The 12,581-nt window shown below is 67.9% G+C and carries 11 protein-coding genes; 2 read left to right on the top strand and 9 right to left on the bottom strand.

The window, feature by feature from the left end:
- Positions 1-10: 10 nt before the first annotated feature.
- Positions 11-1,624, bottom strand: coding sequence for a gamma-glutamyltransferase family protein (locus AC07XP_RS20380; RefSeq protein ID WP_159274989.1), 1,614 nt, complete (start codon positions 1,622-1,624; stop codon positions 11-13).
- A gap of 15 nt (positions 1,625-1,639) precedes the next feature.
- Positions 1,640-2,611 carry a Bug family tripartite tricarboxylate transporter substrate binding protein gene (locus tag AC07XP_RS20375; RefSeq protein ID WP_495265686.1) on the bottom strand — a complete coding sequence of 324 codons (972 nt, stop codon included), beginning with the start codon at positions 2,609-2,611 and terminating at the stop codon, positions 1,640-1,642.
- Between the two features lie 351 nt (positions 2,612-2,962).
- Here AC07XP_RS20375 and AC07XP_RS20370 point away from each other — a divergent pair, with 351 nt between their 5' ends.
- Together AC07XP_RS20370 and AC07XP_RS20365 are read left to right on the top strand one after the other, a co-directional pair.
- Entirely contained in the window at positions 2,963-4,240 is a 1,278-nt protein-coding gene (locus AC07XP_RS20370) for a porin (protein WP_495265700.1), read from the top strand.
- Positions 4,241-4,272: 32 nt separating this feature from the next.
- Entirely contained in the window at positions 4,273-5,610 is a 1,338-nt protein-coding gene (locus AC07XP_RS20365) for an amidohydrolase (RefSeq protein ID WP_495265685.1), read from the top strand.
- A gap of 72 nt (positions 5,611-5,682) precedes the next feature.
- Here the strand turns inward: AC07XP_RS20365 and AC07XP_RS20360 are convergent, their stop codons facing one another.
- From AC07XP_RS20360 to AC07XP_RS20330, 7 genes are all read right to left on the bottom strand, one after another.
- On the bottom strand, positions 5,683-7,194 hold the full coding sequence (locus AC07XP_RS20360) for a tripartite tricarboxylate transporter permease (protein ID WP_062479412.1): 1,512 nt from the start codon (positions 7,192-7,194) through the stop codon (positions 5,683-5,685).
- An 18-nt stretch (positions 7,195-7,212) separates the two neighbouring features.
- Positions 7,213-7,698, bottom strand: a complete 486-nt coding sequence (locus AC07XP_RS20355; RefSeq protein ID WP_062479410.1) for a tripartite tricarboxylate transporter TctB family protein — start codon at positions 7,696-7,698, stop codon at positions 7,213-7,215.
- A 135-nt stretch (positions 7,699-7,833) separates the two neighbouring features.
- The gene (gene tfpB / locus AC07XP_RS20350; RefSeq protein WP_495265684.1) at positions 7,834-9,621 is read right to left on the bottom strand and encodes a type IV pilus assembly ATPase TfpB; all 1,788 of its coding nucleotides are present in this window, start codon (positions 9,619-9,621) and stop codon (positions 7,834-7,836) included.
- Positions 9,622-9,631: 10 nt separating this feature from the next.
- Positions 9,632-10,414, bottom strand: a complete 783-nt coding sequence (locus tag AC07XP_RS20345) for a class I SAM-dependent methyltransferase (protein ID WP_062479405.1) — start codon at positions 10,412-10,414, stop codon at positions 9,632-9,634.
- Positions 10,414-10,956 carry a DNA-deoxyinosine glycosylase gene (locus AC07XP_RS20340; RefSeq protein ID WP_095743885.1) on the bottom strand — a complete coding sequence of 181 codons (543 nt, stop codon included), beginning with the start codon at positions 10,954-10,956 and terminating at the stop codon, positions 10,414-10,416. The genes AC07XP_RS20345 and AC07XP_RS20340 overlap by 1 nt, the downstream gene beginning before the upstream one ends.
- Positions 10,957-11,061: 105 nt before the next feature.
- A complete protein-coding gene (locus AC07XP_RS20335; RefSeq protein ID WP_062479399.1) occupies positions 11,062-11,547 on the bottom strand; it encodes a hypothetical protein in 486 nt (161 codons plus the stop codon).
- 130 nt (positions 11,548-11,677) lie between these two features.
- On the bottom strand, positions 11,678-12,538 hold the full coding sequence (locus AC07XP_RS20330; RefSeq protein ID WP_307696309.1) for a TatD family hydrolase: 861 nt from the start codon (positions 12,536-12,538) through the stop codon (positions 11,678-11,680).
- Positions 12,539-12,581 lie beyond the last annotated feature (43 nt).

The following is a 12,581-nucleotide window of genomic DNA, read 5'->3' as shown; positions in this document are numbered from 1 at the left end:
CCCTTGATCCTCAGTAGCCTGCAGCGAGGCCGTCGCGGCGCGGATCGCTCGCGGCCACGTAGCCTTCGACCGAAGGCTCGCCCGCGCGCCAGATGAACTGGCCGGCGCCGAAGTCCTGGTACGAGTCGTTGATCACCTCGAGGTGGTGGCCCAGGTCGCGCAGGCCCTGCAACGTATTGGCATTCATCGCGGCCTCGACATTGATCTCGAGCCCCGCGTTGAAGCGCCAGCGCGGCGCATCGCACGCGGCCTGCGGGTTCTGGCCGTAGTCGAGCATGCGCACCAGCGTCTGCATGTGGCCCTGCGGCTGCATGTTGCCGCCCATCACGCCGAAGCTCATCACCGGCTGCCCGTCCTTGGTGAGGAAGGCCGGGATGATGGTGTGGAACGGGCGCTTGCCCGGTGCCACCACGTTCGGGCTCTCGGCCTTGAGACTGAAGCCGTGGCCGCGGTTCTGCAGGCTGATGCCGAACTCGGGTTCCACGCAGCCCGAGCCGAAGCCCATGTAGTTGCTCTGGATGAAGCTCACCATCATGCCGCTCTCGTCCGCGGCCGTGAGGTAGATGGTGCCGCCCTTGACGGGGTTGCCGGCCTTGAAGTCCTGCGCCTTGTTCACGTCGATGAGTCTCGCACGCGAAGCCAGGTAGGCGTCATCGAGCATTTGCGCGGGGGTCACCGTCATCGACGATGGCTCCGACACGTAGCGGTACACGTCGGCGAAGGCCAGCTTCATGGCCTCGATCTGCAGGTGCTGCGACTGCACCGAGTCGACCGGCAGCGAGGCGATGTCGAACTTCTCGAGGATGCCCAGCGCGATCAGCGCCGCGATGCCCTGGCCGTTCGGCGGGATCTCGTGCAGCGTGTGGCCGCGGTAGTCGCGCGAGATGGGCTTCACCCACTCGGGCTGATAGGCCGCCATGTCGGCCACGGTGAGCGCGCCGCCCTGTTCTTGCGAGAACTTGGCGATGGCCTCGGCGATCTCGCCGTTGTAGTAGGCCTCGCCCTTGGTGCGGGCGATGGCCTTGAGCGCGCGGGCCGCCGCGGTGAAGCGGAACAGCTCGCCGACCTCGGGCGCGCGGCCCCAGGGCAGGAAGGCCTGCGCGAAGCCGGGCTGCGACTGCAGGATCGGCGTGGCCGCCGCCCACTTGCCTTGCACCACCGGCGGCACGAGGTAGCCGCGCTCGGCGATGTCGATGGCCGGCGCCATCAGGTCGGCGAACGGCAGCTTGCCGAAACGCTCGCTCATCGCAACCCAGCCGCGCACCGCGCCCGGCACCGTCACCGAGTCGATGCCGCGCATCGGCGGCGTGGCAGCGTCGGCGCCGTACTTGGCCTTGAAGTACTCGGGCGTCCATGCCTTCGGCGCGGGGCCCGAGGCGTTCAGGCCGTGCAGTTCCTTGCCGTCCCACAGGATGCAGAAGGCGTCGCTGCCCAGGCCGTTGCTCACGGGCTCGACCAGCGTCATCACGGCGGCCGTGGCAATGGCCGCATCGACCGCGTTGCCGCCCTGCTGCAGGATGCGCAGGCCCGCCTGCGCAGCCAGCGGGTGCGAGGTCGCGACCACGTTGCGCGCGAAGACCGGGAGGCGGGTCGAGAGGTAGGGATTGTTGAAGTCGAAGTTCATGTCGGCGTGCTCTCGTTAGTCATTCGTGATCTTGCGATCGACGACGATCTTTTTCCACTTGGCGGCGTCAACGGCCACCATCTTTGCGAACTGCTCGGGCGTGCCCGCGTTCGCCGGCTCGATGCCCAGGCGCGCGAGCTTGTCCTTCAGCTCCGGATCGGCCAGCGCCTCGTTGGCGGCCTTGTTCACGCGCGCCACGACGTCGGCCGGCAGCCCCTTCGGGCCGTAGAAGCCGAACCAGGTGGTCGACTCGAAGCCGGGCAGCGTGTCGGCGATGGGCGGCAGCTCGGGCGCGAGCGGGCTGCGCTTGAGCGAGGTCACGCCCAGCGCGCGCAGGCGGCCGTCGCGCACGTGCGGCATGCCGGTGGGCAGCGAGTCGAACAGCACGTCGACCTTGCCGCTGATGAGGTCGGGCACCGCCAGCGCCGTGCCGCGGTAGGGGATGTGCGTGACGAACACGCCGGCCTGCGCCTTGAACAGCTCCGCCGTGAGCTGCACGATGGTGCCGTTGCCGCTCGATGCGTAGTTGAGCTTGCCGGGGTTCTTCTTGGCGTTGTCGATCCATTCGCGCACCGTCTTGGCGGGCGTGTTGATCGGCACCAGCATGATGCTCGGCGCATCGCCCACGTGGGCGATGGGCGTGAAGTCGCGCACCGTGTCGTAGGGCAGCTTCGGCGTGATGGCCGGGCCGATGGCGTGCGTGCTCGTGGTCGCGAGCAGCAGCGTGTAGCCGTCGGGCGGCGCCTTGGCCGCGAGGTCGGAACCGATCGCACCGCCGGCGCCGGGCTTGTTGTCGACCACCAGCGTGGCGCCGAGTTTCTCGCCCATCTTCTGGCCCAGCGTGCGGGCGAAGAGGTCGGTGGCGCCGGCCGCCGGGAACGGCACGATCAGGCGGATGGGCCGGTTCGGGTAGTTCTGGGCCAGTGCGGGCACCGCGGCCAGCACCAGCGCAGCCGCGGCAAGCGCGGCGCGGGTGGTTCGTTTCATGGAATTCATTGTGTCCGAGGTGGTGTGTCGGGAGCGCGCCTTGTCCGACGTGGCCGCAGGATTGGACACGCGGGGCATTGAAAAGGGAAATGGATTTATCGGATAGATATATGAATCTGACGCATCAATGTTGCCACGGCCATCACGCGGCGCGCGGCCTTGCGCCCGACCATCAGAAATAGCGATGGGGTCGCATCAGCAAACGGTATTTCCTCCCGGGCGCCCTGCCGTCCGATAGTCGCGCCAGTCCACTCGACACAGAAGTGGCGCACAGGAGACCTCCCCTTGAACTTTCCTTCCCTCGAGGGCGCCGATGCCGGCGCCCTCTGCTTCAGCTCGCGCGTTCTTCGCGTGAAGCGGCACCCGCTCGGCCTGGCCCTGCTGGCGCTGGCCGGCGCGGCCTCGGCGCAGTCCTCGGTGACGCTGTTCGGCGTCATGGATGCGGGCGTCAGCCATTTCGAGACCGTCAGCGAGTACCGCCCGGCGTTCGATCCACGGCGCCCTGCCGCGGCCCTGCCGGTGGCGGGCGTGCCGCGGGTGACGCAGAGCCAGACCACGCTGTCGCGCGGCGGCTACCGCGGCAGCAGCCTGGGCTTTCGGGGCACGGAAGACCTGGGCGGCGGCCTGGCGGCGAGCTTCTGGCTGGAGTCGAACATCGCCAACGACGACGGCAAGACAGGCCTGGCCTCGTTCGCCAAGCGTTCGACGCTGAGCCTGTCGGGCGGCTTCGGCGAGCTGCGGCTGGGCCGCGACTACACGCCGATCTTTCGCAACGACTCGCTGGCCGACCCCTTCGCCGTGCAGGGCGCGGGCCTGTCGGTGATCGCGCGCGTCAACAGCGCCTCGTCCACGCTCCTGGGCGGCGCACCGGCCGGCGTGGCGGCCGGCGACAACTACGCGCGCGCCAGCAACAGCATCGGCTACTTCCTGCCGCCGGACCTCGGCGGCTTCCACGGGCAGCTCCAGTACGCCTTGCCCGAGAACGTCCGCTACAGCCCGGACGTGACGCCGACGAACGCGCGCGGGCGCTACCTGGGCGGGCGCTTCGGCTACGCCAAGGGACCGCTCAACGTGGCGCTGGCGTTCGGTGAGGACAACAAGGACCGCCTGCCCTCGGGTTCGGCGGCCAAGCCGCCCGTCGACGCCGGCGGCGAGGACCGGCTGAAGACCCTCAGCCTGAGCGCCACCTACGACTTCGGCCCCGTCAAGCTGCTGGGCGAACTGTCGCAGCTGCGGCACCGGCGCGCGCAGGCACAGCCGTGGATGCAGGATCGCACCGACAAATACAACGGCTACCTGGTGGGCGCCACGGTGCCCGTGGGCCCCGGACTCGTCCGCGCGTCGTTCGGTCGCGTCAGCTACAAGGCCGGCGCCACCGGCCTGCCGGGAGACACCGCGCAAGGCGCCAGCGCCAGCCAATGGGCGCTGGGCTACGTGCACCACCTGTCCCGCCGCACGGCGCTGTACGCCACGTTCGCGCGCGTTCGCATCCGGGACGGCCAGAACGACAAGGCGATCGGCGCCGTGACGAGCGCCAGCGACGCGCCCTATCCGGGCTACCTGGCCGCCAGCGGCTGGCGCCCGCGCAGCGCCACGGGCTACGACTTCGGCATCCGCCACATCTTCTGATCCTCGTTTTCATGCGCCCCTGCATTCATTCCATGTTGACCCACACCTCCACCTTTGCGCTTCGTTCCCTGGCCGTGGCCGCCTTCCTCGCCTTCGGCGCAGGCGCGCAGGCCCAGCCCGCCGCGTCACCACAGGCGTCGGCGATCGCGCCGCTCGTCGATGCGATGTACCCCCGGCTCGACGCCCTCTACAAGGACCTGCACGCCCACCCCGAGCTTGCTTTCAAGGAAACGCGCACCGCCGCCTTGCTCGCCGCCGAGATGCGCGCCATCGGCTTCGAGGTGACCGAGAAGGTCGGCGGCACCGGCGTCGTGGCGCTGTACCGCAACGGCCCCGGGCCGGTCGTGATGGTGCGCACCGACATGGACGGCCTGCCGATGGAAGAGAAGACCGGCCTGCCCTACGCCAGCCAGGCCCGCACCGACTGGGGCGGGCGCGACAGCTTCGTGGCCCACAGCTGCGGCCACGACATCCACATGGCCAGCTGGCTCGGCACCGCGCGCACGCTGGTCGCGCTCAAGGACCAATGGAAAGGCACGCTGATGTTCATCGGCCAGCCCGCCGAAGAAACCGTCTCGGGCGCCAAGGCGATGCTCGCGGACGGCCTGTTCACGCGCTTTCCCAAGCCCGACGCCGCGTTCGCGCTGCACACGGCGCCCACGCCGCATGGCGCCATCGGCTATGGCATCGGTATCAGCAGTTCCAACTCCGACGCGCTGGAAATCGTCTTCAAGGGACGCGGCGGCCACGGCTCGCGGCCGCACACCACCGTCGACCCGATCGTGATCGCCGCGCGCTTCGTGACCGACGTGCAGGCCGTGGTGAGCCGCGAGAAAGACCCGGCCGAATTCGGTGTCGTGACGATCGGCGCCATCCAGGGCGGCACCGCCGGCAACATCATTCCCGACACGGTCACGCTGCGCGGCACCATCCGCTCGTACAAGCCGCAGGTGCGCGAGCAGCTGCTGGCCGGCGTGCGCCGCATGGCCATGGCCACCGCCGCGACGGGCGGCGCGCCCGAACCCGTGGTCAAGCTGGTGCCGGGCGGAGAAGCGCTGGTCAACGACGAAGCGGTCGTGACCCGTGCGGCCGCCGCGCTCAAGCAGGCGCTGGGCCCGGCGCAGGTCGTTCCATCCACGGTGCCCTCGACGGGCAGCGAAGACTTCTCGGCCTTCATCAACGCCGGCGTGCCGTCGATGTACTTCACGATCGGCGTGCTCGATGCGCGGGACATCGCGGCCTCCGCCCAACCCGGCGGCAAGCCGCTGGCCCGCAACCATTCGCCCTTCTTCGCACCAGTGCCCGAGCCGTCGATCAAGACCGGCGTGCACGCGATGACCGTGGCGGTGCTCAGCGCGCTGGGCAGATAGGGACGACGGCATCCCCCCAAAGAAAAACGGCGCCCGAGGGCGCCGTTTGTGCGTTCAGAGAAAGCGCGTCGATCAGTCTTCGACGAAGGCCTCTTCGCGCTTCGATTTCACGGCCGGCAGCAGCACGATGATGAGCAGCAGCGCCGCGGCCGCCAGCAGGCTGGCCGAGATCGGACGCGTGACGAACACGCTCCAGTCGCCACGCGACAGCAGCAGCGAACGGCGCAGGTTCTCTTCCATCATCGGGCCCAGGATGAAGCCCAGCAGCAGCGGCGCAGGCTCGCAACCCAGCTTGAAGAAGGTGTAGCCCACCAGACCGAAGATGCCCACCATCCAGATGTCGAAGGTGTTGTTGTTGGTCGAGTACACACCGATCGCGCAGAACAGCACGATGGCGGGGAACAGGAACTTGTAGGGCACCGACAGCAGCTTGATCCACATGCCGATCAGCGGCAGGTTCAGCACGATCAGCATCGCATTGCCCAGCCACATCGAGGCAATGAGGCCCCAGAACAGCTCGGGGTTGCTGGTCATGACCTGCGGGCCCGGCTGGATGTTGTGGATGGTCATCGCGCCCACCATCAGCGCCATCACGGCGTTGGGCGGAATGCCCAGCGTCAGCAGCGGAATGAAGGAGGTCTGCGCGCCGGCGTTGTTGGCCGACTCGGGAGCCGCCACGCCGCGGATGTTGCCCTTGCCGAAGGGCACTTCGCCCGGCTTCAGCTTGGTCTTCTTCTCGATCGTGTAGGCCGCGAAAGCCGCCAGCAGTGCACCGCCGCCTGGCAGGATGCCCAGCGCCGAACCCAGCGCCGTGCCGCGCAGCACGGCAGGCACCATGCGCTTGAAGTCTTCCTTGGTCGGGAACAGGCCCGAGACCTTGGCGGTGAACACTTCGCGCTCGTCGTCCGGACGCGAGAGGTTGGCAATGATTTCGCCGTAGCCGAACACGCCCATGGCGATGGCCACGAAGCCGATGCCGTCGGTGAGTTCAGGGATGTCGAAGCTGTAGCGTGCGACACCCGAGTTCACGTCGGTACCGACCAGGCCCATCAGCAGGCCCAGCACGATCATCGCGATCGCCTTGAGCAGCGAGCCCGAGGCCAGCACCACGGCGCCGATCAGGCCCAGGATCATCAGCGAGAAGTATTCGGCCGGGCCGAACTTGAAGGCCAGCTCGGTCAGCGGCGGTGCGAAGGCGGCAAGAATCAGCGTGCCGACGCAACCCGCGAAGAACGAGCCCAGACCGGCCGCAGCGAGCGCCGGACCTGCACGGCCCTTGCGCGCCATCTGGTAGCCGTCGATCACGGTCACCACCGACGACGATTCGCCCGGCAGGTTCACCAGAATCGCGGTGGTCGAGCCACCGTACTGTGCGCCGTAATAAATACCGGCCAGCATGATCAGCGCCGACACAGGCGGCAGCGCATACGTGGCGGGCAGCAGCATCGCAATCGTCGCGACCGGGCCGATGCCCGGGAGCACGCCGATCAGCGTGCCCAGAATGCAGCCGACCAGGCAGTACAGCAGGTTCGTGAAGGTAAAGGCAACGCCAAAACCCATTGAGAGGTGTTCAAACAGTTCCATGTGAGCAGCTTTCTTCTCTCAACCGATGAAGGTCGGCCAGACCTGGATCTGCAGCTTCAGCGCCCAGATGAATGCAACGTAGCTGCCGATGGCCAGAACGGTGGCCAGGATCAGCACGGTGGGCAGCTTGAACTCGTGGCCCGCGAGGCTGGCGATGATCACGAGCGCGTAGATCGCGATGATCATGCCCATGGCCGGCACGCCGATGCTCGGCAGGCCGCCGAGCAGCACGCCGAAGGCGAGGTTGGCGCCCAGGATGAACACCACTTGCTTCCAGGCCCACTTGCCGATCTTTTCGCCATCGGTCGTTTCAACGGTGAGCCCGCTGAACATGATGCCCAGGCCGATCAGCGCCATCAGGATGCCCAGCATGAGCGGGAAGTAACCCGGACCCATGCGGGCGCCGCTGCCCACGCTGTAGGTGGTGGCGCCCCATGCGAACGCCACGCCCACGACGGTGAACATCAGTCCCGAGAAAAAGTCTTTCTGACTTTTGATTTTCACGAACAGTCTCCTCGAACAATTTCGATGCGGGATTGTCGAGTCAGCCTCCGGTCAGGCCGATGTGGATTCCACTAACCGAAGGACTAGGGATAACCCGAAATGACTCATGCCTCGTCGGACCCGAGGCACCTGTTTCTACTCGAGAGGAGGCGTGGCGCTGAGCACTTCCTCGATGGTTGTCACGCCCTCGGCCACGCGCAGCGCGCCGGCCAGGCGCAGCGGCCGCATGCCGTCGATCACGGCCTGGCGCCGCAGGCCCGTGAGGTTGGGCTCCTTGGTGACCTGGTCCTTGAACGGCTCGGTCACGCTCAGCAGTTCGTACAGGCCCATGCGGCCCATGTAGCCGGTCATGCGGCAATCGACGCAGCCCACCGGCTTGTAGGCGCGCACGGGGCCGGTGATCTGCCACGGCTTGACGATGGCCTCAAGGCTCTCGCGCGTGACCGCGTCGTCGGGCTGCTTGCAATGCGGGCACAGCGTGCGCACGAGGCGCTGCGCGAGCACGCCCAGCATCACGGCGGTGATGAGGTACGAGGGCACGCCCAGTTCCATCATCCGCGTGATGGCGCTGGGCGCGTCGTTGGTGTGCAGCGTGCTGAACACGAGGTGGCCGGTGAGCGCGGCCTGCACCGCCATCTCGGCGGTGGCGAGGTCGCGGATTTCGCCGACCATGATGATGTCCGGGTCCTGCCGCATCAGCGCGCGCAGGCCCTCGGTGAAGCCGAAGTCGAGCTGCGGCTGCACCTGGGTCTGGTTGAACGAAGGCTCGATCATTTCGATCGGGTCTTCGACCGTGCTCACGTTGACCTCTTCGGTCGCCACGCGCTTGAGCGTGGAGTACAGCGTGGTGGTCTTGCCCGAGCCCGTGGGCCCGGTCACCAGGATGATGCCGTTGGGCCGCGTGACCAGCTGTTCCCAGCGCTGCGCGTCGTGCTGCGCGAAGCCCAGCGCGTCGAGGTCCTTCACCGCGGTGTCGGGGTCGAAGATGCGCATCACCATCTTCTCGCCGAAGGCGGTCGGCAAGGTCGACAGGCGCATTTCGATTTCGTCGCCGCGCATGTTGCGGGTCTTGATGCGGCCGTCGAGCGGACGGCGCTTTTCGACCACGTCCATGCGGCCCAGGAGCTTGATGCGCGCGACCATCGCGTTCATCACGCCCATGGGCATCTGGTAGGCGGGGTGCAGGATGCCGTCGATGCGAAAGCGGATCACGCCCTGCTCGCGGCGCGGCTCCAGGTGGATGTCGCTGGCGCGCTGGTCGAAGGCGTACTGCCACAGCCAGTCGACCACCTGCACCACGCTCTGGTCATTCGCGTCGAGCTGCTTGGTGCTCTTGCCCAGCTCGACCAGCTGCTCGAAGCTCGCGCCGCCGGTGTTGCCGCCGGCCTTCTGCGCGGCGCGCACCGACTTGGCGAGCGCGAAGAACTCGGCCGTGTAGCGCTGGATGTCCGACGGGTTGGCCACCACGCGGCGCACGGTGCGCTTGGACTGGCGCTCGACCTCGGCGATCCAGTCGGTGAGGAAGGGTTCGGCCGTGGCCACCACCACCTCGTTCGGCAGCACCTGCACGGGCAGCACCTTGTGGCGCTCGGCGTAGCCGGCGCTCATGGTGTCGGCCACCTTGCCCACGTCGACCTTGAGCGGATCGATGCGCAGGTAGGCCAGGCCGGCGCGGCCGGCGAGCCATTGCGTGAGCGCCTCGAGGTCGAGCGGCTTGCCGTCGGCCTCGCGCGTCATGGCCACGTTGGCCAGGCGCACCAGTGGCGCCTGCCGGCTCTCGGCCTGGGCGCAGCGCGCGATGGTGCGCTTGGCCTCCATCGGCGAGATCACGCCGTCGGTGGCGAGCCATTCGATCAGGCGACGCAGGTCGAGCGGACCTTCGTGGCGGGCAGCAGCGGAAGCGGCGGCGGGTACAGCGCTCATGAAGCGGGAATCAGGTGGTGAGGGAAAGCGTCATCGGCTTGAACACCCGCAGCCATTTCGGCGCGGGCAGGCCCCAGCGAGTCTGGATGGTTTGGGCGCGCTCGGCAAGCACCTCGCGCTTCGGGCGCGACGCCGTGCGCTGGGCCAGCACCACCGTGTTGCCTTCGCGCGTCGGCTTGAAGGCCCAGACCGCGTCGGCGCCGAAGGCGGCGGCGATTTTCTCGAGGCTGCGCTCGTAGCTCGACGAGCGGCCGAACAGGTTGACCGTCATGCAGCCGTCGTCGGTGAGCAGCGCGCGGCAGTCGGCATAGAAGGCTTCGCTGTCGAGCACCGGCGCGGCGGCCTCGTGGTCGTACAGGTCGACCTGCAGCGCATCGACCGTGCCCTGCCATTCGGGCTTGCGGATTTCCTCGGCGGCGTCGGCGATCACCACGCGCAGCTTCAGGTCGTCGGCCGGCAGCTTGAACCAGCCGCGGCAGGCCGACACCACCTGCGGGTTCAGCTCGACCGCGGTGGTGCGCATGCGCAGCGTCTTGCGGCTGAACTTGGTGAGCGTGGCCGCGCCCAGGCCCAGCTGCATCGCGTGGCGGTTGCCCACGCCCTTGCTGTCGACGAACAGCAGCCAGGCCATCATGCGCTGCACGTACTCGAGCTCGATCTCGAAGGGCGCGTCGAGCTTCATCGAGCCCTGGACCCATTCGGTGCCCAGGTGCAGGTAGCGGATGTCGCCCCAGTCGGAAAAATTGACTTCGGGCAGGACGAGGGTTTTCTTGGAAGAAGCGGAAGAAGCCATCAGAGAAGGTGGTGGGCAACGAAGACCTCGCGCCAGGCCGCGAGCTTGCGCTCGAAGGACCACGACGCGTTGGCGGGGCTGGTGGAGGGCAGCGAATACACCGGCACCCCGAGGGTGCGCGTGTGGCGTGCGTGCTTGAAGCTCTCGCCGCCGTTGTGGGCGATGGCGGCGAGCTTCGGCAGTTGCAGGCCGGCGATGTCGTTCACGACCGGCGAGCGGATCGCGGTGTCGAGGCTGCCCTCGCGCTCGCAGGCGCCGTACACGTCCCACACGCCGAGGCCGCGATCGAGCAGCCAGTCGCAGCGCGCGCGGTAGCTGTCTGCGCCCGTCGGAAGCAGGGGGTCGGGCCAGAGGGCTTGCAAGATCTTCCAGAACTGATTTTGGGGATGCGCATAGTACTGCTGCCGCTCGAGCGACTTGACGCCCGGGAAGCTGCCGAGGATGAGCACACGTGTGTGGGGCGAGACGATGGGCGCAAGGCCAGTCAGCACCATGCCGGCGCTGTCGGCAACGGTCGGGGACGGGACGGCGGTCGGTTTCATGGGCGGTATCTTGGCATTGCCACGCGGCGGGCCCGAACGCCCATGAAAAAACCCGCCGAAGCGGGTTCTTTCGTCAAGCACGGACCGAAGCCCGGCGCATGGAAGTTACGGCTTCTTGGCCGCTTCGTTCTCGGCCGTGCCCGGCACCTTCTCGCCGATCGCCTTGCCGGCGCTGCGCATGCCGTCGGCCGTCTTGTGGCCGGCCGTTTCCACCGCGTCGCCGGTCTTCACGGCCGCCTTCTTGGTGGCGGTGGTGGCCTTCTTGGTGGTGTTCTTGGTCGCGTTCCAGGCCTTCTTGGTGCCGCGCTCGGTGGCGTTGGCTGCCTTCTTGGTGCCGCTCTTGGTGGCATCCCAGGCCTTCTCGGCGCCGCTTTCGGTGGCGTTCACGGCCTTCTTGGTCGTGCTCTTGGTGGCGTCCCAGGCCTTTTCGGTGCCGCGTGCGGTCGCATCGACGGCGTCCTTGCCGGCTTCCTTCACCTTCTCGGTGGTCGTGGGCTCGGCCGCGGTGGTCTGCGCGATGGCCGACACACCGATGGAGGCCAGCGCCAGTGCGAGCGCGACGGGCAGGGTACGAACAAAAGATGTGGTCATGAAAGACTCCTTTTTTGAGTGAAGTGCGGAGTGACGACAGTGCCACTGGACAACCAACGTCACTTCGAACTTCAAGGATGACAGCAAAAAGGGCCCGATGACCTGCGCTGGCGCAACTCGGGAACTTGGCCTACGCGGCGGGCGGACGCCCCTCCGACACGTTCAGCAGACTTTGGAGCTTCGGCAGGGCTGCCACCGCATTGCGCGTGGTGTTTTCGGCCAGCGACGCGATGTCGATGCCCCGCAGCTGCGCGACCACTTCGGCGATGCGCGGCAGCTCGCCGGGCTCGTTGCGGCCCTGCGCCTGGCCCGCGTCGCGTTGCGCCTGCGTGCGGTACAGCCAGTGCGGCTGGATGTCGGGCGCGTCGGTTTCCATCACCAATGCGTCCATCGGCAGGGTGGCCGCGAGGCGGCGCAGTTGCAGCGCACGCTCGAAGGTCACGGCGCCGCCGAAGCCCAGCTTCAGGCCGATCTCGATGCAGGCCTGCGCCTGCTGCTCGCTGCCGTTGAACGCGTGGGCGATGCCCTGCCAGGGCCGTCCGCCCGCGGTCTGGCGCAGATGCTTGAGCACCTTGTCGACCGAGCGCCGCACATGGATGAGCACGGGCAGCCCGTGCTTGCGCGCCAGTTGCAACTGAGTGTGAAAGAAGCGTTCCTGTCTATCGGCGTCCAGGCCTTCGACGAAGTAGTCGAGCCCGATCTCGCCGACCGCCACCAGGCGCGGATCGTCGCGGCGCGCGTGCAGCTCGTCGTCGAGCGTCTGCAGGTCCGCATCGCTCGCCTGCCCCGTGCACAGCGGGTGGATGCCCAGCGCGTAGGCGTCGCCCTGCGCGTGCGCCAGCTCGCGCACGGTGGCGAAGTTGAAGGCCGCCACCGCCGGAATGACGCACAGCACCACGCCCTGCGCCGCCGCGCGGGCGCGGATGACGGGCATCTCCGCCCCGAATTCGGGCGCATCAAGGTGACAGTGGGTATCGACAAACGCAGCCATCGCGCGATGATGCCCGAAGGGATGCACAGGCGCGGAAAGCGTG

The organism is Variovorax sp. GW531-E2 (assembly GCF_059423125.1).
This window is presented reverse-complemented; position numbering and strand designations above follow the sequence as displayed.